Origin of the sequence: Acinetobacter oleivorans DR1, assembly GCF_000196795.1 — a bacterium.
GTDB classification, from domain to species: Bacteria; Pseudomonadota; Gammaproteobacteria; order Pseudomonadales; family Moraxellaceae; genus Acinetobacter; species Acinetobacter oleivorans.
On the sequence record NC_014259.1, the window covers coordinates 3,842,911 to 3,864,740 of the forward strand.

Below are 21,830 nucleotides of genomic sequence, written 5' to 3' on the forward strand. Positions count from 1 at the left end.
GTCTTATAGCTCCACTTCCAAGCCCATAGAACGCGCAGAACCAGCAATGGTACGTACACGTGCGTCTAAATCAGCACCAGTTAAATCTGGTTCTTTAGTAGTCGCAATTTCTTCTAACTGAGCACGAGTCAACTTACCAACTTTAGTTTTGTTTGGTACAGATGAACCCTTTTGGATACCAGCAGCTTTCTTAAGAAGAATAGAAGCTGGAGGAGTTTTCATGATGAATGTGAACGACTTGTCGTTGTACACAGTAATCACTACAGGAATTGGAAGACCTGGTTCAACTTTTTGTGTAGCAGCATTGAATTCTTTACAGAATGCCATGATGTTTACACCACGTTGACCTAATGCAGGACCAATTGGTGGAGATGGATTTGCTTTACCAGCTGGAACTTGCAGCTTGATATAGCCGTCAATCTTCTTAGCCATTTTAAAATACCTCTGGGTACGAACGCCGCTAGGCTCCCCAATCTTTACGCAACACTACTGTTACAACAACAATGCCCGATAAAATCGGGCGCTTTTCAACCAATTAAGATTAAATCGTTTTTTCGACTTGGCGAAATTCGAGTTCAACCTGAGTTGGTCGATTAAATACATTAATCGTCAACGTTAAACGTGACTTTTCGTATTGAACTTCTTCCACCACACCTTTAAAGTCTGTGAATGGACCGTCAATAACAAGTAATTCTTCACCAGGCTCAAACATCGTCTTAGGACGTGGTGCTTCACCTGTATTACGTACACGCGCAAGAATCGCATCTGCTTCGCGCTGAGTGATTGGTGCTGGTTTTTCAGGTGTACCACCAATGAAACCTAGAACCTTTGGACATTCTTTAACGATATGCCAAGTATCATCATTCATTTCCATTTCGACTAATACATAGCCAGGAAAGAATTTACGCTCAGATTTACGTTTCTTACCATCCTTCATTTCTACCACTTCTTCGGTAGGAACAAGGACATCACCAAAGCTATCAGCAACAGCGCTACGCTGGATTCGTTCTGTAAGCGAACGCAACACTTGTTTTTCATAGCCAGAGTAGGCATGAATAATGTACCAACGTTTCATAGCTCTTTTACCCGATAATCAACTTAATTAACCAACCCAAACCATAGTCAAAGCACCATAAAACCAATGATGCAACAACTACAACCAATAGAACCTGCCACGATGTAGTGACTGTTTCTTGTTTTGTTGGCCAAGTTACTCGACGCAATTCGACTCGTGCATCTTTTAGCAAACGAACGAAGCCTTTACCTTGATGGGTGGCGTATAATAAACCTAAAGCCACAACGATACAAGCAAAAATTGCCCCAACGCGCACCCAAATATTATTTGCAGGCGCCCAATACGCTGGTAAATACTGATTCACCATAGTAGCTAAAAGCAAGAATGCAATTGCAATCACCCATAGAACAATATCTAGAGGCGAACCAGAACGAACAACTTCAGCAGAATTATTTCTTTGAGGAATTGGCGCGTCGCTCAATGCGTCACGCGATTTATCATTCGACATTTTTGTACTCGTCGTAGAACTCGCGACTTATTATATGAACAACTAAGCCAGCATCAAGCTTTTTATTTCAAAATATGGCAGGTCAGGAGGGACTCGAACCCCCAACATTCGGTTTTGGAGACCGACGCTCTACCAATTGAACTACTGACCTATAATGCAAGTTGAGAGCCAAAGCCCTCAACCTGAGACGTAATCCGTCACTATATTATGCTTATGCAGTTACTTTCGCAACAACACCAGCACCTACAGTACGACCACCTTCACGGATCGCAAAACGTAGACCTGGGTCCATTGCGATTGGGTGGATTAATTCTACTGACATTTCAACGTTGTCACCTGGCATAACCATTTCAACGCCGTCTTGTAATTGGATTGCGCCAGTTACGTCAGTTGTACGGAAGTAGAACTGTGGACGGTAACCGTTAAGGAATGGAGTATGACGACCACCTTCTTCTTTAGAAAGTACGTATACTTCTGCATCGAATTTAGTGTGCGGCTTGATTGTACCTGGTTTAGCAAGTACTTGACCACGTTGTACGTCTTCACGCTTAGTACCACGTAAAAGAACACCACAGTTCTCGCCTGCACGACCTTCGTCAAGAAGTTTACGGAACATTTCTACGCCAGTTACAGTTGTTTTAACTGTATCTTTAATACCAACGATCTCTACTTCTTCACCAACTTTAACGATACCAGCTTCTACACGGCCTGTTACTACAGTACCACGACCAGAAATTGAGAATACGTCTTCGATTGGCATTAAGAATGCTTTGTCGATAGCACGTTCTGGTTCTGGAATGTAAGAGTCAAGCGCTTCAACAAGAGCAAGAACTGAAGACTCGCCATATTGACCAGCATCACCGTTAAGAGCAGCAAGAGCTGAACCACGGATAACAGGAGTGTCATCACCTGGGAAGTCATAAGTAGAAAGAAGTTCACGAACTTCCATTTCTACTAATTCAAGTAATTCTTCATCATCAACAAGGTCACACTTGTTCAAGAATACGATGATGTAAGGTACACCAACCTGACGAGAAAGAAGGATGTGTTCACGAGTTTGTGGCATTGGACCATCAGTCGCAGCACATACAAGGATCGCGCCGTCCATCTGAGCAGCACCAGTAATCATGTTTTTAACATAATCGGCGTGGCCCGGGCAGTCTACGTGAGCGTAGTGACGGATTGGAGAATCGTATTCTACGTGTGAAGTATTAATTGTAATACCACGTGCTTTTTCTTCAGGTGCTGAGTCGATTTGTGAGTAATCTTTCGCTTCACCGCCGTAAGTTTTTGCACAAATAGTTGCAATCGCAGCAGTTAAAGTTGTTTTACCATGGTCAACGTGACCAATTGTGCCCACGTTTACGTGTGGCTTATTACGTTCAAACTTAGCCTTAGCCATGTTTATAGTCCTCGTTTACGTCGAACACAATTCTGAGCAAGACTCAGCATCGACATATCGCCTAAAAAATCAAACACCCAATACTTGAAAAGCAGACTAATAAGCCTGCTTTTTAAATCTTTGTAGAAAATCTACTAAACTGTATCTGGAGCTCTTATCGAGATTTGAACTCGAGACCTCTCCCTTACCAAGGGAGTGCTCTACCACTGAGCTATAAGAGCGATTATCCTTCGATGGAGCGGGAGACGAGGGTCGAACTCGCGACATGCAGCTTGGAAGGCTGCCGCTCTACCAACTGAGCTACTCCCGCACGATGCTGGTATACTTAGCACTTCAATCGAAGTTAATGGTGGTGAGAGAAGGATTCGAACCTTCGAAACTTTCGTAGCGGAGTTACAGTCCGCCCCCTTTGACCGCTCGGGAATCTCACCATATCACACTTATTTCAGTGTTATCCCACACTTAACAACTTCACACTTTAAATGGTGCCGGCACACGGATTCGAACTGTGGACCTACTGATTACAAGTCAGTTGCTCTACCAACTGAGCTATGCCGGCGCTTCTTAGTGTTTCGTACGTTTCGTATCGGAACGGTGTGCAGTTTAGCAAAACTTCCAAACGATGCAAGCAGTTTTTTTAAAAAAACTGCTAAAAACTCATAAAATCAATCCGTTTGATGATAATTCAACCGCTTTGATCACTGCGCGAGCTTTTATTTGGGTTTCATTCCATTCCGATTCAGGATTTGAGTCAGCAACTAAGCCCGCTCCAGCCTGTACATACACTTTTTTATCACGGATTACACACGTACGGATTGCAATCGACATATCCATTTCACCATGCCATCCTAAATATCCCACTGCCCCACCAAAAACACCTCTTTTCACAGGCTCTACTTCGTCAATAATTTCCATTGCACGAATTTTAGGTGCGCCAGACAAAGTACCTGCTGGAAAAGTTGCCTTAAATACGTCTAGTGCATCGATATCATCACGCACCTCACCTTGTACATTTGAAACGATGTGCATGACATGCGAATAGCGTTCAATGACCATTTGATCAGTCACTTTGACCTTACCAATTTTAGAAACTCGCCCAACATCATTTCGACCAAGGTCAATCAACATTAAATGCTCTGCGATTTCTTTTTCATCAGAAAGCAAGTCTTTTTCTAAAGCGATATCTTCTTCTTTAGTTTTTCCACGTGGTCTCGTACCAGCCAATGGGCGAACTGTCGCAATACCATTTTCAAGACGAGAGAGAATTTCAGGTGATGACCCTACAATATGGAATGGTTTTTGATCCGTAATTGTTTGACCTTGTACTAAGAACAAATAAGGCGAAGGATTTAAATGGCGTAAAGCACGGTAAACCTGTAAAGCCTCTCCATCAAAGTCAGAAACCATACGTTGACCAGGAACAACCTGCATAACATCACCCGCACGAATATATTCTTTAACCTTTTCTATGGTCTCTAAGAATTTCGCTTTACCCGTAATCGATTCAAAATGTGGGGGTGTATGTGGCTTAGCTTGCAAACTAACTGGTGTAGCCAACAACTGTTCCAATTGATCTAACTTTTGCTGCGCATCTTCATAAGCATTTGGCTGTGCTGTATCGGCATGAACAATTAAAAACAGAGTATCTTTAAGGTTATCAAAGACAATGACCGTTTTTGATAGCATTAACCACAAATCCGGCAATGTAATTGGATCAGCCGCAGGAACATTTTTTAAACGTGGCTCTATGTAGCGAACTGCATCATAGCCTAAATAACCAACCAGCCCGCCAGTAAAACTTGGTAAGTCTGGTAAAAGCTCAGCTGGTGGAACTGTAAATTGCTTCTGGAATTCACGAATATATTCAAATGGATCTAGACAATCTTCTTGTGTGATCGAACCATCAGCATGCTGTATAGATAAAACGCCAGCATTACATGAAAAAACTGTCGATTCACCCAAACCAATCATGGAGTAACGCGCCCAGTTTTCACCCCCCTCAACCGATTCAAATAAATAAGCTTGTTTTTGCTCCTTAAAACGAGCAAAAACAGATAAAGGTGTTTCCGTATCTGCCAAACGTTGACGATAAACTGGAATAGTGTTGTAACCTGATGCTTTAAGCTGTTCGAATTGCGCTAAAGTAGTCATGAATTTTTCTCTAATATGGTTTCGATTTAAAAGTGTGTTTTCTAGTTTCGATTTAGACACGCCATCGAAAAACCATACGCTTATTCATGCTGATCTCCATTTCACTCATTAGATAATTAACTCAGCCAAACTATCAACCACTTGCTGAGGTTTGCAATCATAGATATTTTCTCCATGATTATAGCCATAGCTAACCACAATACAATCAATTCCCGCACGACGCGCAGCCTCAATATCATTACTTGAATCGCCAATCATTAATGATTGTGACGCAGATATTTTTAGACTTTGCATGCAATGCAATAAAGGCAATGGATGTGGCTTTCTCTCGGACAAACTATCGCCTCCAAGTACAACTTGAAAATAAGAAGAAAGTTCTAATGCATCAAGTAACCCTTGAGCAAGTTGCACAGGCTTATTGGTAACACATGCCATATGTATATTCAAAGTTTTACAATGCTTTAAAAACTCAGTTACACCAGGATAAATTTGAGTATTCACACAAAGTTCAGCACGGTATATGTCAACAAACTTCTGCAAGAGGACTTTATGCTGTTCAGCATCTAATTTTCCAAAAATATGAAGCAGAACACTTTCACAGAGTTTAGACACTCCCTTACCTACCCATGCTCGGATCTGGGCTTCTGTTATTAAAGGCCATTTTAATTCTTGTAAACTTAAATTCATTGATCTATATAAATCAGCAGCAGAATCAACTAGTGTTCCATCTAGATCAAATAAAATTAAATCGCGCTTACTTAATTGTGCAACAGACATCTTCTTCTTCTCAAAATTTAAAAGGCATGCGTTTAGCATGCCTTGATTGTAAAAGCAGCAAGGGATTATTTAAAGAATAACCATGCCAATAAAGCTAAAATTACTAAAATAATAATAGTGATTAAACCAACTGAGGCATTCTTCTGTTGCTCTTTTTCTTCAGCAACACGAGAAACAGGCTCCTCAAAGGCAACAGGTGATGGTTGTTTTACATTGACATCCACACCCTCTGGAATAGGTGCAGGCTTTGGTATAGAGATATTCTGTGGCATACCATCACGACGAACTTCTGTTTCTGCAGCACGCTCTGCAAGACTTGGCATTCCTTGATCACTTAAGTCTTGTGTTAGTGCAGCAGTTTGCACTGGTTCTGCTTCGATTTCGGGTAAATCTAATATTTCTTTCGCAGGCGCTAATACAGAAAATTTAAAGCTAGCAAATTGAACAATATCACCATCATGCAGCTGTTTTTCTTGCTCAATACGAATATCGTTTATGAATGTACCATTTGATGAATTAAGGTCTTGCACCCATAGCAATTGATCTTTTAAAAGCAATGCAGCGTGGCGACGTGAAATTTCAGCGGCTTGCAACAATACATCAGCATCTTGATGGCGCCCGACTAACATATCACGATCAACACTAATTTCTTGGCCAGTAATTTCGCCAGTAATTGCTTGTAATTTCCAAGTCATGCGTATGTCCTATTCATTTTTTATCAATCATAACATGCTACTACGGTGCTGTGCTTGGACGCAGTGTCGTTGTTGTTACGGTATTTTTAGTACGATTAACTTCAGGTTCAGGCAACTGTAAGGTTTGTCTTTGAACCGATGGCTCTACAGCTACAGGTGTTGTTACTGTCGAGCTTTTGCCACCTGAAGGAACCTGCTGATAATTTTTTGGCTGAGAGGTAATGTTTGGCGGAGTCATTTTTTGATTATAGACATCATCAACCTGTTCAGGCAATTTGGCAAAGTTGCCATTTCTATCCATCGCCAATTGCAAGCTGTAAAGCTGGTTGTAGCGCTGCTGAGACAAACGGCGCACATCATTCGCATCACCCACAATTGTTGGATGAATAAAAACAAGAAGATTACGCTTCGTATTACTTCTACTGTCTGATCGGAATAATCTACCTACATATGGAATACTGCTTAAACCAGGAATACCTTGACGACTCAGCTCAACATCATCAGACACCAAACCACCTAAAACAACTGTTTGTCCATGTTCGGCCAATACAGCAGTTTTAATAGCACGTTTATTGGTAATTAAATCGGCCGCTTGCCCTTTACTAGTCTGAACATTCGAAACTTCTTGCTCTACTTCAAGACGAACCGTACCGCCTTCACCGATATGTGGAACAACTTTTAATGTCACACCCACATCTTTACGTTCAACAGTTGTATATGGATTGATACCTGTACTATTCGTAGTGACTGACCCTGTTACAAATGGAACGTTCTGACCGACAACGATATAAGCCTCTTCATTATCCATCGTAACAATAGATGGGGTCGACAATAAGTTTGATTTAGTGTTGCTTTTGAGTGCTTGAATCAAGGCACCGTAAGCCTTACGGGAATTTTCAAAATTACCCAAAGCCAAAGTTGCACCGTTACCTTTATTGGCTCCACCAGCAATAGCAGACGCTGCTCCAGCCGAGCCACCCGATAAATAACCAGCAGCAATAGAAGATAAACTAGCACCAACATTACTAAAGCTAAGCAAACCAATCCCACTAGATAAATCACCTAGCGCCCATTGGATTCCAAGTTGATCCGCATCATCCCCTGAAACTTCAATAATTGCAGCTTCAATCAGAACTTGCTGACGTCGAACATCAAGCTGCTGAATAGCAGATTCAATTTCGCGCATTAATTGAGGATCAGCCTTAACCACTAACGAGTTTTGGGCATTATCCGCAATAATACTCACACCATTTTGGCTAAAGCTAGAGATACTGTTCTGATTACTATTATTTGAATTACCATTTAGGTTAATAGATGGCGTAGAAATTGAGCTACCATTTGAACCAGAGGTATTTGAACTGGAATTTTGGTTATTACCCATCAAATTATTGATAGGATTCGATGAGTTAGAAGAACTATTATTATTTGACGAAGAAACTGCTTGTCCTGTTACGAGGCCTTGCAAAATCTCAGATAAGTTTTTTGCACTAGCATATTTTAATCGAAAAACTTTTAAGCCGCCTAAGCGATCTGCTGAAGGCACATCCAACATTTCAATCATGTGGCGAATGCGTTTACGCGTTTCAGGATCACCCTTTACTAAAATACGATTTGTTCGGTTGTCTGCAATAATACGGATACGCGCCCCGTTAAAATCTTTAGATGCCCCCGTAGCGCTCATTGCCTCAAGTTGAGTAATAATTTCTTCCGCTTGGCTCGATTGGAGACTTATTGCCTCAATATCATTTTGCCCCGTACCGTCGAGGTTACGAATGATATTTTCAAGTTGGTAAATATTCGCTGCCCGGTCCGAAACAATTAGCGCATTAGTCCCTGCTATCGCAGCCATATGTGCAAATTGTGGCATTAAAGGACGAAGTGCTGGAATTAAATCATTTGGATTCGTGTTTTCAAGCCAAATGACTCGAGTGACAATTTGATCACCACGCAGTCTATTTCTAGAATCGTAAGGGATTCCCGAATTCTTAACATTACTATCTGGCACAAGCTTGATAGTGTTCCCTGAAGGAATTGCCACCACCCCATTTACATTTAAAACCCCAAGAAATAGATCATAAACTTCATCTTTATTAAGGGGTTTATTCGATATTACTGTGACATTGCCACGCACTCGCGGATCTACTGCAAAGTTTTTCCCCGTAATGTCTGCAACTTCATTAATAAATGCAGTTAAGTCAGCATCACGTAAATTGATCTTCCATGTCTGGGCATAGACGCTGCTGCTCACTGTCGCAATCAATGGAGCTGCTGCAAGTAATGCCCAAAGTGGACGTTGATGATTCAATAAAGCCATAACTTGCGATAATTCCTAACTCTTATGGTGACGTGTTATCACTAAAAATTTTGTTGTATGGTCATCACTTGATCACCACGTTTTATTTCTAATTTCACTTGCCCAGCTCGACGAGCCTGTTCAAGTAACTGCACATCCGTTTGCCCTTGCCCAACCGTTTGACCATTTAAGGAAACAATCCGGTCACCCGGCCTTAAACCTAACTTATTTCGAAGCGCAGTGGGTGTACGTTCTGTAACTTCAAAACCTCCGCCTGAGTTCCCGCTTACCCCCATATCTTTGAGGTACTGCTCTCGGTTCCCCTGCATTTGCTGAATAGCCTGTCCTAACGCCTCTTGAGTCGTATTAACAGGTGCCGACGACTGAGGCGCAGTTGCAGTTGGTTGTGAGGCATCTGGTGTCATAGGTTGATATAAACCGTTTGGCAAACCTTTAAACTGAAGCTCACGCGTACTTCCATTACCTTGACGCAATATCACGTGATCCCAATAAACTTCTGCCAACTGATAAGAGGTAGAACCTATTGTTTCTCCCACCCGATACCGGTCAGCAGTATTATCAAGCTTAATCACAGCCGAAGAAAAACGGTTGGGATAACCCAGCATCACGCCTTGTAATTCTAGGTTGACATTTTCCTGAGCTGCATTGGCTGAAGGTTCATTAAAAAGCGAAAAAGTACTAATGTTAGGAATTTGTGGTTGCTGTGATCCTAACTCTACACGATCAAACTGCATCATTTGAGGAGGTGCAATCACCCACCAAAATAATGAAGCCAATTTCCAGCACAGCCATAGAATTAAAACGGCAAATACAACCACACTTAACCGATCTAATTTTTGCCATTGTAGGTGCTGTAATTTCTCCATCCACACTTTCATTAGTTACCCCCTTGTATTAAGGGCTGACGAGAACTAATGACAAATGTATCTAAACCAGCTTTTCCATCATAAGATGGGATATTGAGTAATAACCTTTGGGTAAGCTGTACATCAAGCATCATGTTGGCATCTAATAAGAGATTCGCCATTTTTTGACTGCGTTGATCACGTATATCAACTTGTAATTGACCGTTTTGATCCGTTAGTTGCCCATTTAAAGAGGGCATATTCATCCGGTCTTGACGATCACCAATATTATAAATTAAAGCACCGCCCCCCCAATGCAATTGACCATCAACTGCGGCGAAACCCTGCTCTTTTTTATAATTAAAATTAATATCTTTTAACTGGATACTATTCACAGGCCATTGCCAGTTCACAATTTGTTTTAATGTTTCAGGCGCAACCTGACCATTCATAGCTTTTACAATTACTTTTTTACCCACGCCATAGCCCATTACCCCAGATAATTGGGTATTTCCACTATGGATATCTACATCAGCAGCGAACCGTAATAAAAACAGGTCAAGAGGTCTAGTTTTCCAATGAATCGAGCCTCTCAAAGTACCACGCCGCCAATCTGCTTGGCCTTGCCAGATATTTCCACTTACATTGTGTAGAGTTTGATTATTCTTTGAAAATTTAGAAATTAGCCACGTCGCCGGGATCTGTAAAATAATAAAAATTAAAAATGCAATGAGTGCAAATAACCACCACTTCCATTGCTTAGACTTTTTCTTCATTCAGCCTTACCAACATGCAAATTATCGTCCTTATTTTGAGAGTAGCTCCCTAGTCTGACATTATGCATACTTTTTCAACATCGCCAATTCACTTCATATAAAAAAACCAAGCAATCGGGCTTGGCTTCGGTATTAAGACTATAAGTTGAACGTATGACAAAATCATGAAAACCGAGTGCTAAAAGAACTAAATGCAAATTTGATCTCAACAATCTATTTAAAGATGAATTTAAACACCCAATTTCTTAAATAATTTTCAAAACACACTTTAGTTATTTTTATGCATAAAAAAACCAGGCAAATCTGCCTGGCTTTTTAAATCGGCAATACGATTAGATTAAGAAATCTTCAAGTTTTGCGCCTTTTTCAATTTCAGCAACTAACCAGCGTGGTTGTTTACCACGACCAGTCCAAGTCTCTTCAGAATTGTTTTTGTTGCGGTAACGTGGCTCAACAGATTTACGTGTTGTTTTCTTACGTTTTTGAGCACCAAACTCAAGAAGTTGTTCAACACTAAAACCTACATTTTCAGCAATCTCGATAATTTGATTATAAGCATCTTCGATTGCTTGATCTTTTTTACTTGCAATTAAAGCTTCCGCTTCTTCTTGTAAGCGTTTTAACTCTTCAACAGATAATTCACTGATATCCGGTTTCATTAATAAATACTCCAGTCTTACAGACAATTCAAAATAATACAGACAAAATTTAAAAACATAAAATCAAGACCAATATTATTTATAATCTATTCAATAAGCAATAGTTTGAAAGCCGTGTTCATCAGAATAACTAAAAAAATTACCTTTTAATTACATTATCAATTATAAATGAAATATATTTTATTAATATTTATTTAAGATAAATGTATTAAGTCATGCCCAACAGATTTTTCTAGCTCAATAATTTTTTGTTTTATTTCCTGAGGTATTTCACATTTTCGTTCTGTTAATTTATCTACGCAGACCATAACCGCCTCACCAGTAGCCACAATTTGTTGTTGTGTCTCGCTCCATAATATATAAGCCATACGGAATGCACTATTACGGAGCTCTTCCACGCGAACACCGACTTTCAGTACATCTGGATAAAAAACTGGCTTTAAATATTTACACTGACTTGAAGCTACAACGGTATATAATTGCGGCGTTAATATATTTATTGCTTCCATATATAAAATACGTGAGCTTTCAATATATCGATAATATTGTACATTATTGACATGACCGAAAGCATCCATATCTCCCCATGCGACTTTCTGTTCATATATTATCGGGTAGACAGACAGTTCTTTCATTTTTGCCTCATATTTTAAATTTTAAAAAATTCGCATCATTTTCAAAAATTAGGTTTAACTGTTTGATTAATACTTCATCTTCATTAAGCGTAGACTTAATACGTAAATAGCTCATTAAAATATTATCTGGATATAATGATAATAATGTTTCAGCCTCTGCTTGACGTCCAGTTGCCATATAGACATGCCATTTTGCAAAAGTTAAAACAGGCAAATTCATATATTGATTTTCAAACTCGATAATTTTTTCTTCGACATCTGCATAGTCTGGAACCTGTTTAAGCAGTTGTTGCTGAAACCACAGATAAAACACTTCTGGATCGAACTGTTCTTTTAATAAGTGTAGTGTTAAGGCTGCGTGCTGCATACTCATATCAGGCATACGCGCCAATAGTTTGAGCCATAACAACTTACTGCTATAAGGTCGAGTTTGAATTTCAGACTCTAAATCTAGATAACGTTGTTGCAAAGCATGCAGATCATCAACAGAAGCTTCATCAAACTGCTGAAGGAGTTGCTGTAACCATAAATCACGGTGCTCAGCATCTAGCAAACCATACTTCATTGACCGTAAATACACCCATGGGTGTTGCAGCGCCAATTGCCCCCATAACGCTGTTAATCGTTGCTGGTAGGCTGTTTCTATTTCCTCAAGCCAAGGCGATAACTGATGCTGGTATAAAAACTCAAGATGAGTTAATGCACGTTCAGCTTCGTTTTGGGCTAAAAAGATTTCGATTCGTTCTAATTCTGCCAATTCAAATGCCATAGGCGGTGATTGATCTAAAGCAGCCAATGCTTTTGGATAGTCTCCACTTAAAACCAGAAATTTGGCATCAATAATATTTTTTAAAAGCGCTGACTGAGTAAAAACACGTTCAATAAATACACGTTGATCTTCGGCGGCCTCTAATAACCAGACAATACCTAATTGTTCATAGGGATGAAGGTTTTTAAACTGGAAGATGTTTTCACTTTTCCTCTGCTCGCGAGAGGAATAACGTTTAACCCAAAGCCATATAAGTTGAGCAATAAAACTCATGGCAACAAAAGCAAGGGTTAATCCCCAGACATTTGTTTGCAACTGCAATTGTCGCCAGTAAATGTAGACATACCCCATTCCATAGCCATAACTCAATAAAGCTAAAGCGGCAAAGAGTATTAAACTAATTACGAAATAAACCGACAGGAGGTGTTTCATATCTCCTCCTTATGAGCCAATTAGACCAAGTGTAGATAATTTAGGAACAGGCACGATAGATAAATGCGCCACTTTAGCAATACGTTTTTTTAACTGTTGACTCGTTGCATCAGGCATTTCATCTAGCTTTTGCATCACAGATTGCAACTCGTTTTGGTACTCTGTCATTTTGCCTTGATTGAGTGCCTGTTCAGCAATTAATAGTCTTAATTGTACTTCTTTGAGTACCACACTTCGATTCATTAAATTAATAGACGGCGTTTCTACTTTTTCTATGCGGAACCATTTTTTCCACCAAGACACAGACTCGGATTGATCCATCTCAAGCTTAGGCTGAGCTAAAGCTTGCTGAATATTTTTATCAATCGTCTGTAATAAATCGTCGATCAATTGATGGCGCTGATTTTGAGCCAAAGTGAATTGTTGAACTGCTTGCTTATCTTGCTCAAGCGATTGGCTTAAACTATGTTGCAATGCTGGAGCAATTTCATAGTGCACGAGAGATAGCTGCAACTGATTTAATTGATCAACTGCATAAATCAATTGCTGCTGATCAATTGCAAATTGAATTAAATCTAACTTTTGTTTAATTAAAACTGTAGGAGCAATACCTATCGGTGGAGCATCTGGGTGAGCTACTGAACTTACTTTATCACCAGTATTTACAGGTTGATTCTGTAATTGCCGCTGTAAAGCAACCAATTGATCATTTAGATTGGCATAGTGCTGTTCTGATTGAAGCAGACTTTGCTTAAGCTCGGGAACAGTACGAGAAATTTGCCACATATCGTAACTGAGCTTAGCCAACCAAGCCATGCCCAGTAAAATGATGATAGAAACAAGTTTTCTCATACGAATCCTTATAATGCCTGAATGTGATGAATCATCCCCGAAGGCGATAAATTTTCAAGTTGAATAATGTGAAAATGAGCCTGTTGTTGATCGCGATATTCTTTAACAATTTGAAAAAGACGTGGTCCTAAAACCAAATATACACAATCAGGTTGTACATTATTTTTTAAACAAAGCTCTAACCAATATTTCCAGCTGGCCTCACTGGTAATTAAGACCAGCCATTTATGTAAATTATAATTTGAATTCTGTGTCAGATGTTTGAATGTAGAATATGAGGTTTCTGGGCATTGCCGATGATATAAAACGAAATTTAAAATCTGAATGCCTTGCTGCTGTAAAGTTTCCATCATAAATTGACGGCCACCCTCTCCTCGCCAGAAAGCGACACTACCGTCCTGTTTCATATTATGAAGAATCGGTAGGTTTAACATTCCCTCAGAAGTTTCCACATCTGGAATATGTGCGTCAACGCCATACTCATGAAGACGATTAGCGGTAGCCTGTCCGACCGCAATCCACTGAATATGTGTTAAGTCATCTAGCTTTAAACCACTTTGTATTAAATACTGCATACCCACATCAACAGCAGTTGGGCTGACCACAACAATAGCTTGTGCTTTAACTAATTGTTGGTAAAGCTGAAGTAAGTGTTCGGAAAAGGGTTTAGCAACGAGTTCTAAAAGAGGTAAAGACTCAACCTGATAACCTTCATTTTGCAAAGCATCTGTTAATTCAGCTGCACGAGAATCAGGTCGAGTATTAATAAACAACATGGTTTAGTAGAGAGCCTTTAATAGCTCGCCCGCGCCTTGGTCTAGTAAGTTTCGAGCAAGATTTTCACCCAGTTGATGAGCATTGCTAGCTTCATCTGTCAGTTCAGCACGTAATAATGTTTGCCCATCAGGACTTCCGACACGACCTTCAATATGGATTTGTCCATTTTGTAGTGTGGCATAACCTGCAATCGGAACCTGACAACCACCTTCCAGATAAGCATTAAAAGCACGCTCAGCACGTACGCAAACATCTGTTTCTTCGTGCAATAGTGGTTGAATTAAAGCTAATACATCTTGGTCAGCTGCACGGCATTCCAAGCCCAACGCACCTTGACCCACCGCAGGCAAACTAATGTCTGGTGTTAAACAATGACGAATACGTTCTGACAATCCTAAACGCTTCAAACCAGCGCTAGCTAAAATAATAGCGTCATATTGACCGTCATCTAGTTTTGCTAAACGTGTGCCAACATTTCCACGCAAGTCAATAATTTGCAAATCAGGACGCTGTTTTAAAATTTGGGATTTACGGCGTAAACTTGAGGTGCCCACTTTTGCACCTTGAGGTAAGTCGGCAAATTTTTCAAATTGATTTGAAACGAAAGCATCTAATGGATCTTCACGTTCACAAATTACTGCCAAGCTTAGACCTTCTGGCAAAGCCATTGGGACATCTTTCATTGAATGTACAGCTAAATCTGCACGCCCATCTAGAAGTGCTGCTTCTAACTCTTTAACAAACAGCCCTTTCCCACCAATTTTTGCTAAAGGCGTATCTAAGATTTTATCGCCCTGCGTAACAAATTTAACCAACTCCACCGTTAAATCTGGGTGAAGCTCCTGTAATCGGGCACGAATATGTTCTGCCTGCCAAAGAGCAAGTGGGCTTTGTCGTGTAGCAATTTTCAAGGTTTTCATAAATTCAAGCATGGGCTGGTCAAACGATACACCCTAAACTTAACTTGATCCCTTAAAATTGCAAGTAAAATCTCGCACGCCCAAGATAACTCTTTTTAACTTTAGAGCTGATGGATCCGCTCTCTAAGCATAGATAAATGTCGACGACTCACAGAAAGTCGCTCATCTAAGCCACGTAAACGAACCTGATATTGCCCAGAGCTAACGAGCTCCAGTCCATCTAAATATGCAACTGCAACCAATGCATTTCGATGAATACGAATAAATTGATCTGCAAATTCGGTTTCAAGCTCTTTTAAAGTTTCATCAATTAATACACTGCCATTTTGATGACGCACAGTGACATATTTTTGATCAGCTAAAAAATAATAGATATTTTCAACTGGAATTAGCTCAACCCCACGATAGGTCTTTGCAGCAATTTGATGTCGTTGTGTTTTTAGATCATGTAAAAAATCATGTTGTGGTAAAGCATTGAGCTGTGCTTGAGTAAGCTGAGTCAATTGACTAAAAACTTGTTCAAGTTCTTGAGGATCAATAGGTTTAAGAAGATAAGCTTGAGCTTGAGACTTAAATGCTTCCAACGCATGTTGGTCATAGGCCGTACAGAATACAATCGCAGGTCGAGGATTTAGCTGGCTTAGCTGTTCCGCACAGACAAGACCATTCATACCTGGCATTTGAATATCAAGTAAAATTACATCCGGTTGATGAAGCCGCGCCTGTTCCAAGGCTTCTTGTCCATGATGAGCCGTTGATACAACTTCATGTCCCATCTTTGAAACTAAACGTGATAATCGCTCCACTGCAAGTGGTTCGTCATCACAAATCAGCACCTTCATTCATCCTCCTTGTCACCGTTAACTTGATCCATTTTTTTATGGTTAACTCTGACTAACTTATTATTTTGTTTGATATTGATAGCTCATAATGGTGGTATATAAGGTTTCACCTTTATAAACCTGAAATCTTACGGAACTCCCATAATATGCTTTCAGGCGCTGCTTAACATTTTCAAGCGCGATTCCATGCCCTTTCCTTGAATTTATTGTATCGTCTGTATATGGGTTGGTAATGACTATACTGACCTGATTTTGCAATATTTCAACCAATACCCCTATGGTTGCCTTACCCATCATTGGTTCTACCCCATGAAAAATACTATTCTCTAACAAAGGTTGTAATGTCAATAAAGGAATGGTGATCTGTTTGAGTTGCACAGGTGAAAGCTCGACTTTCCAATCTACTTTTAAACGCTCCCCCAAACGGACCTGTTCAATCATTAAATATTGTTTACTTAGCTCGATTTCTTCATGCAGACTCACCAATTTCAATTCTTGGAAGCTGGCACGAAATAAACGTGACAGACTAATGAGCATGCTTTCTGCTTTATCTGGATCTATCGCAATTAAACTGACTACATTATTTAAACTATTAAATAAAAAATGAGGATGAATTCGCGCTTGCATGGCCTGAATACGGGCATTTAATTCTGCATATTGCTGATGTAACCATTGTTCTCTGACATATAAATAACGTAGGCAGAAAGCCCCGAGTAATATTCCATAGCTTAGATATAAAGGTACATTGGTAAAATAAATACTCCAGCCCTGCGTTAAAGAAGCATGTTTATTTAAAAGACCAAACTGAAAAAAATTACTCATTAAGGTGGTTAAAACAACAATACCTTGCAACATGACAAAGCCAATAGCCAAGGCAAATTCTTGACGTAAAGTGCTAAAAAAACCTTGAAAGCGCTCAACCAATGCAAAAAACGACAATATTACCCAGTTAATAAAAATGATGTATTGAAAAAGCCTTCCCCCGCTCAAGGCTTGCCAAGACTGTGCTTCAGCCAATGCTAAGACCAGAGCCAAAACATTACTTGCGATAATTAATTCGAATAAGTGTTGCCAACGCCCGTTTTTCGTAAAAAAATAGGAGGAATTTTGATTTCGGTATGCTGTAGGAAACAACTTTGTTTGTTGAGCTTCGGCAAGTGATATACTCTTTTTTATTTTACTGAGCCACCATGACCACATCTTCAAATCCCCCTAATTCAGTAACCCCAGACCAAACCTCAGGTATGTGGGGTGGTCGTTTTTCTGAAGCGACGGACGCTTTTGTAGCCGAATTTACCGCCTCTGTTCAGTTTGACCAACGTTTTTATAAACAAGACATCGCTGGTTCGATTGCGCATGCTACCATGCTTGCGAAAGTTGGCGTACTCACAGAAGCAGAACGCGATGACATTATTGAAGGTTTAAGCACCATTCGCTCAGAAATTGAGGCTGGAAACTTTGAGTGGCGCATCGATCTTGAAGATGTTCACATGAACATTGAATCACGTTTGACTCAACGTATTGGCATTACAGGTAAAAAATTACACACAGGCCGTAGCCGTAACGATCAGGTTGCAACTGATATTCGTCTTTACCTACGCGACGAAATTGATGATATTTTAAAATTATTAGAACGTTTACAAAAAGGCTTGTTAGGCTTGGCTGCCAAAAATGTAAATACCATTATGCCGGGCTTTACACACCTACAAACTGCTCAGCCTGTGACTTTTGGTCATCACTTGTTAGCATGGTTTGAAATGTTGGTACGTGACACTGAACGTCTCCAAGACTGCCGTAAACGTGTTAACCGTATGCCGCTTGGATCTGCTGCTCTTGCGGGTACAACTTATCCAATTGACCGCGCATATACAGCAGAGCTTTTAGGGTTTGAAGCTGTATCTGAAAACTCTCTTGATGCTGTATCTGACCGTGACTTTGCCATCGAATTTAATGCAGCTGCTGCACTTATCATGATGCATTTATCACGTATGTCTGAAGAACTGATTCTTTGGACTTCTGCACAGTTCAAATTTGTGAACATTCCTGACCGCTTCTGTACTGGTTCTTCAATTATGCCGCAGAAGAAAAATCCGGATGTTCCAGAGCTAATCCGTGGTAAATCTGGCCGTGTATTTGGTGACTTAATTAGCTTACTTACGCTCATGAAAGGTCAACCATTGGCATACAACAAAGACAACCAAGAAGACAAAGAACCTTTATTTGATGCAATCGATACGGTTCGTGGTTCACTCATGGCTTTCGCAGATATGATTCCTGCATTGGTTCCAAATATTGAAATCATGCGTGAAGCTGCACTTCGTGGATTCTCGACTGCAACCGATCTTGCTGACTACCTAGTGAAAAAAGGCGTTGCTTTCCGTGATGCTCATGAAATTGTAGGTAAAGCTGTTGCTTTAGGTGTTGCTGAAGAAAAAGATTTATCTGAACTCACACTTGAGCAATTACAGCAATTCTCTGACTTAATTACAGCAGATGTATTTGATAAAGCCTTAACACTAGAAGCTTCTGTAAATGCACGTGATCATATTGGCGGAACTTCACCAAAACAGGTTGAAGCTGCGATTGCTCGTGCCCATACACGTTTAGAACAGTTATACGCTTAAGGATAAATCATGAGTCGACAAGTTTTTTGCCGCAAATATCAAAAGGAAATGGAAGGTTTAGACTTCGCTCCTTTCCCAGGTGCTAAAGGCCAAGATTTTTTTGAAAATGTTTCTAAGCAAGCATGGCAAGAATGGTTAAAACACCAAACTACGCTGATTAATGAAAAACGCTTAAACGTGTTTGAACCAGATGCGAAGAAGTTCCTTGAAGAACAACGTGAGAAGTTCTTTAACAATGATGAAAGCGTAGAAAAAGCTGAAGGCTGGAAACCAGAATAATCGGTTTATTTTAGCTTCTTCATCATTAAAAAGGCGGGTCCTATACACATAGACCCGCCTTTTTTTACGTGAAACTTACACAAGCATAAAAAGCCTTACATAGAGCGAACAGGACTCTACATGACATCAAAAAGTAAAGAACTTAATATCAATTCATAGCAAGAAGAACACGATCCCTGTCGTGTTTATGCACTTGATTTTCTGTCCTGAACTTCCCCCCAAAGTTCGGGACATTTTTTTATCTATTATTTTAAAAATAAAAAAGCCTTGTTTTAAACAAGGCCTTTAAATATTTCAGCTCAAAATTACTTTTCGTGGACTTTAGCTTCAATTTCTTCAATTTTGGTATGACGAGCATCAAAGCCTTTTGCCATATAAATGACTTGCTCAGCAATGTTACGTGCATGATCACCAATACGCTCTAAAGAACGTAGAACCCACATGACATTAATAACACGGGCAATGTGGCGTGGATCTTCAATCATATAGGTCATTAATGTGCGGGTTGCTGACTGATATTCACGATCAATGTCAGCATCGGCTAAAAGTACACGTAAAGCTTGATCTGCATCTAAACGTGCAAAAGCATCAAGTGCATCATGAATCATGACACGAACTTGGTTACCAATATGACGTGTTTCCATGTAGCCACGAGGCGAACCACCCTCTTCACAAAGGTTCTGTGCAATACGGGCAATTTTTGCTGCTTCGTCACCAATACGCTCAAGGTCTGTATTGGCTTTACTCATGGCAATAACCATACGCAAGTCAATCGCTGCTGGATGACGACGCGCCAAAATTAGCGTCAAGCCTTCATCAATATCACGTTCATATTGATTGACTGCATTATCTTTAAATTGAACATCAATCGCTAAATTTGCGTCTGTATCAAGCAAAGAATGAATTGCATTTGCGACCTGTTGTTCGACCAAGCCACCCATGGTCATAAACTTTGTGTTTACATCTTGCAAATCTTCATTAAATTGAGAAGAAATATGATGGGTTAACACCGGATTACTTGGACTCAAGGGAAGCCTCCAACATGATGGCGCAGGAATAAAATGATTGAGCATTAAAACACAGCAATCATTAAGTTTTTATGACAAAATTAAATTTCAGATAAAAGCAATTTATTACTGATAAGTTAACCAGCTATTAAGCTCAACCAGATCTTTTTCACCGAGCTGGCCTACCGCAGCTTTTAAACGAAGCACATTCAATAAATAGTCATATTGAGCATTAAGATAATCCTGTTTTGCAGAAAAAGCATTACGCTGCGCCAATAAAACATCAACCATACTTTTCAAGCCTTCGTTATAACTCGCTTTTGAAGCTTGAGAAACTAAAGAAGAGGAATCCATTGCAGCCTTTCTTGCTTCAAGTTTGGCTTGATCTGTATCTACCTGCATAAACGCACTTTTCACATCGACATTGGCACGGCGAATGGCTGCATCAAGTTGTGCCTGCGCTTTACTGGCTTCTACAGTGGCTTTTTTAATTGATGTTCGGGTCCGTCCACCATTAAATAAATTCCAGTTCATTTCTACACCGACCTGATCAAATTTTCCGTCAGTCGAAATGAGTGTCTCTGGTGTTTGTTTGGTATAACCATAGCTCGCCACAGCATCTATTTGAGGATAAAGCGCGGCCTTTTCTACACGGCGCTGATCTTCACTATATTGTTGCTGTAAACGGGCTTGCTGGATCTTTAGATTTTTTTGCTGGGCCAAAGAAATCCAATCATTAAGCTCTGCTGGATAAGGCTTTTGAAAACTAAAGTCACTTCGTAATACAGCAAGTTTATCTTGATAAGAACCAATATATTCAGACAGCTGTTCTTGGGCTAAAAGTAATTGAACATTGGTTGAAATACGATTGGCTCTGGCATTTTGATATTGAGCATTTGCTTCACTCACATCACTACGCGCCACCAAACCTTCTTTGAGTTTGGCATTCATCATATTAAGCTGCTCAAGCAAAGCTTTTTCTTCTTGTAGGTATGCAACACTCAGTGCCTGCTGACGCAGTACATTAAAATAGGCTTCTGCTACATTTAAAACATGATCTTGTTTTTGCAGTCTTAAGGTAATTTCACTTAAGGCAACCGAAGTTTTAACTTGTTTATAACCCTCCCAAGCATCCATTCGAAATAATGGCTGACGTGCTGTTAAGGTCGCTTGCCGAGTCGTTGAGGTATTACTTACCAAAGCATCAGAAAGCCCTTCTTGATCAACACCCGGAAAGTTTGAACGCTTTACAGTTTGTCGATTACGAGTAATGTTTCCAGACAGTGTAACGGTGGGTAATAACGCTCCCGTTGCCAAGCCTAAATTAAGTTGATCTGCTTCAAATTGTTGTTGATTGGCTTGCCATGTCGGATCATTTTGTTTTGCGCGCCCATAAGTCTCAACCAAATCTAGAGCAAAACTCGAAGATGCAAAACTCCAAAGGCCAACAGCGACCATTAATTTTATTTTCATTGTTCAAATCAACGATAAAACTTGCCTTTAAGACTAAGAAAAATTCGAATCAAACTCAAGCCATTAAAAGTTTTAGTT

Annotated in this window: 22 protein-coding genes and 5 tRNA genes; 2 read left to right on the forward strand and 25 right to left on the reverse strand. The window is 39.9% G+C overall.

Annotated features, from left to right (window positions below; all coding sequences use genetic code 11):
- Positions 1–3: 3 nt before the first annotated feature.
- The 23 genes from rplK to AOLE_RS18160 form a co-directional block, all read right to left on the reverse strand.
- Positions 4–432, reverse strand: a complete 429-nt coding sequence (gene rplK / locus AOLE_RS18050) for a 50S ribosomal protein L11 (protein WP_001074682.1) — start codon at positions 430–432, stop codon at positions 4–6.
- Between the two features lie 109 nt (positions 433–541).
- Positions 542–1,075, reverse strand: coding sequence for a transcription termination/antitermination protein NusG (nusG, locus tag AOLE_RS18055; protein ID WP_003654499.1), 534 nt, complete (start codon positions 1,073–1,075; stop codon positions 542–544).
- A gap of 7 nt (positions 1,076–1,082) precedes the next feature.
- Entirely contained in the window at positions 1,083–1,523 is a 441-nt protein-coding gene (gene secE, locus AOLE_RS18060; RefSeq protein WP_004795106.1) for a preprotein translocase subunit SecE, read from the reverse strand.
- Between the two features lie 75 nt (positions 1,524–1,598).
- Positions 1,599–1,674, reverse strand: a tRNA-Trp gene (locus tag AOLE_RS18065).
- A gap of 60 nt (positions 1,675–1,734) precedes the next feature.
- Positions 1,735–2,925, reverse strand: a complete 1,191-nt coding sequence (tuf, locus tag AOLE_RS18070) for an elongation factor Tu (RefSeq protein WP_004794160.1) — start codon at positions 2,923–2,925, stop codon at positions 1,735–1,737.
- A 146-nt stretch (positions 2,926–3,071) separates the two neighbouring features.
- Positions 3,072–3,146: transfer RNA gene (locus tag AOLE_RS18075), tRNA-Thr, on the reverse strand.
- A gap of 13 nt (positions 3,147–3,159) precedes the next feature.
- A tRNA-Gly gene (locus tag AOLE_RS18080) sits at positions 3,160–3,235 on the reverse strand.
- A 37-nt stretch (positions 3,236–3,272) separates the two neighbouring features.
- A tRNA-Tyr gene (locus AOLE_RS18085) sits at positions 3,273–3,356 on the reverse strand.
- 52 nt (positions 3,357–3,408) lie between these two features.
- A tRNA-Thr gene (locus AOLE_RS18090) sits at positions 3,409–3,484 on the reverse strand.
- 98 nt (positions 3,485–3,582) lie between these two features.
- Positions 3,583–5,076 carry an anthranilate synthase component I gene (trpE, locus tag AOLE_RS18095; protein ID WP_004795107.1) on the reverse strand — a complete coding sequence of 498 codons (1,494 nt, stop codon included), beginning with the start codon at positions 5,074–5,076 and terminating at the stop codon, positions 3,583–3,585.
- 108 nt (positions 5,077–5,184) lie between these two features.
- A complete protein-coding gene (locus AOLE_RS18100) occupies positions 5,185–5,853 on the reverse strand; it encodes a phosphoglycolate phosphatase (RefSeq protein ID WP_013199107.1) in 669 nt (222 codons plus the stop codon).
- Between the two features lie 65 nt (positions 5,854–5,918).
- Positions 5,919–6,548, reverse strand: coding sequence for an FHA domain-containing protein (locus tag AOLE_RS18105; RefSeq protein ID WP_013199108.1), 630 nt, complete (start codon positions 6,546–6,548; stop codon positions 5,919–5,921).
- A 40-nt stretch (positions 6,549–6,588) separates the two neighbouring features.
- A complete protein-coding gene (gene gspD / locus AOLE_RS18110) occupies positions 6,589–8,862 on the reverse strand; it encodes a type II secretion system secretin GspD (RefSeq protein WP_013199109.1) in 2,274 nt (757 codons plus the stop codon).
- A gap of 41 nt (positions 8,863–8,903) precedes the next feature.
- A complete protein-coding gene (locus AOLE_RS18115) occupies positions 8,904–9,740 on the reverse strand; it encodes a type II secretion system protein N (RefSeq protein ID WP_013199110.1) in 837 nt (278 codons plus the stop codon).
- A complete protein-coding gene (gene gspN, locus AOLE_RS18120; RefSeq protein WP_005301710.1) occupies positions 9,740–10,483 on the reverse strand; it encodes a type II secretion system protein N in 744 nt (247 codons plus the stop codon). Before gspN ends, AOLE_RS18115 begins: the two co-directional genes overlap by 1 nt.
- A gap of 332 nt (positions 10,484–10,815) precedes the next feature.
- Positions 10,816–11,142 (reverse strand): H-NS histone family protein, encoded by a 327-nt coding sequence (locus AOLE_RS18125; RefSeq protein ID WP_002053185.1) that lies wholly within the window; start codon positions 11,140–11,142, stop codon positions 10,816–10,818.
- A 194-nt stretch (positions 11,143–11,336) separates the two neighbouring features.
- Positions 11,337–11,777 carry an acyl-CoA thioesterase gene (locus tag AOLE_RS18130; RefSeq protein WP_023274336.1) on the reverse strand — a complete coding sequence of 147 codons (441 nt, stop codon included), beginning with the start codon at positions 11,775–11,777 and terminating at the stop codon, positions 11,337–11,339.
- A gap of 7 nt (positions 11,778–11,784) precedes the next feature.
- Positions 11,785–12,978: a hypothetical protein gene (locus tag AOLE_RS18135; protein ID WP_005301703.1), complete on the reverse strand. Its 1,194-nt coding sequence runs from the start codon at positions 12,976–12,978 to the stop codon at positions 11,785–11,787.
- 9 nt (positions 12,979–12,987) lie between these two features.
- A complete protein-coding gene (locus AOLE_RS18140) occupies positions 12,988–13,830 on the reverse strand; it encodes a hypothetical protein (protein ID WP_013199112.1) in 843 nt (280 codons plus the stop codon).
- Between the two features lie 8 nt (positions 13,831–13,838).
- Entirely contained in the window at positions 13,839–14,606 is a 768-nt protein-coding gene (locus AOLE_RS18145) for a uroporphyrinogen-III synthase (RefSeq protein WP_013199113.1), read from the reverse strand.
- Positions 14,607–14,609: 3 nt separating this feature from the next.
- A complete protein-coding gene (gene hemC, locus AOLE_RS18150; RefSeq protein ID WP_035332054.1) occupies positions 14,610–15,527 on the reverse strand; it encodes a hydroxymethylbilane synthase in 918 nt (305 codons plus the stop codon).
- A 101-nt stretch (positions 15,528–15,628) separates the two neighbouring features.
- Positions 15,629–16,369, reverse strand: coding sequence for a LytR/AlgR family response regulator transcription factor (locus AOLE_RS18155; RefSeq protein WP_013199115.1), 741 nt, complete (start codon positions 16,367–16,369; stop codon positions 15,629–15,631).
- Between the two features lie 60 nt (positions 16,370–16,429).
- On the reverse strand, positions 16,430–17,569 hold the full coding sequence (locus tag AOLE_RS18160; RefSeq protein ID WP_013199116.1) for a sensor histidine kinase: 1,140 nt from the start codon (positions 17,567–17,569) through the stop codon (positions 16,430–16,432).
- Between AOLE_RS18160 and argH the strand changes: the two genes are divergently transcribed.
- A complete protein-coding gene (argH, locus tag AOLE_RS18165) occupies positions 17,560–18,993 on the forward strand; it encodes an argininosuccinate lyase (protein WP_002121138.1) in 1,434 nt (477 codons plus the stop codon). The genes AOLE_RS18160 and argH overlap by 10 nt on opposite strands.
- Before the next feature lie 9 nt (positions 18,994–19,002).
- Entirely contained in the window at positions 19,003–19,272 is a 270-nt protein-coding gene (locus tag AOLE_RS18170) for an oxidative damage protection protein (RefSeq protein WP_004795121.1), read from the forward strand.
- A gap of 305 nt (positions 19,273–19,577) precedes the next feature.
- Here AOLE_RS18170 and phoU read toward each other — a convergent pair whose 3' ends face one another.
- Together phoU and abuO are read right to left on the reverse strand one after the other, a co-directional pair.
- Positions 19,578–20,300 (reverse strand): phosphate signaling complex protein PhoU, encoded by a 723-nt coding sequence (phoU, locus tag AOLE_RS18175; protein WP_013199117.1) that lies wholly within the window; start codon positions 20,298–20,300, stop codon positions 19,578–19,580.
- 105 nt (positions 20,301–20,405) lie between these two features.
- On the reverse strand, positions 20,406–21,752 hold the full coding sequence (gene abuO / locus AOLE_RS18180) for a multidrug efflux outer membrane protein AbuO (RefSeq protein ID WP_023274337.1): 1,347 nt from the start codon (positions 21,750–21,752) through the stop codon (positions 20,406–20,408).
- Positions 21,753–21,830 lie beyond the last annotated feature (78 nt).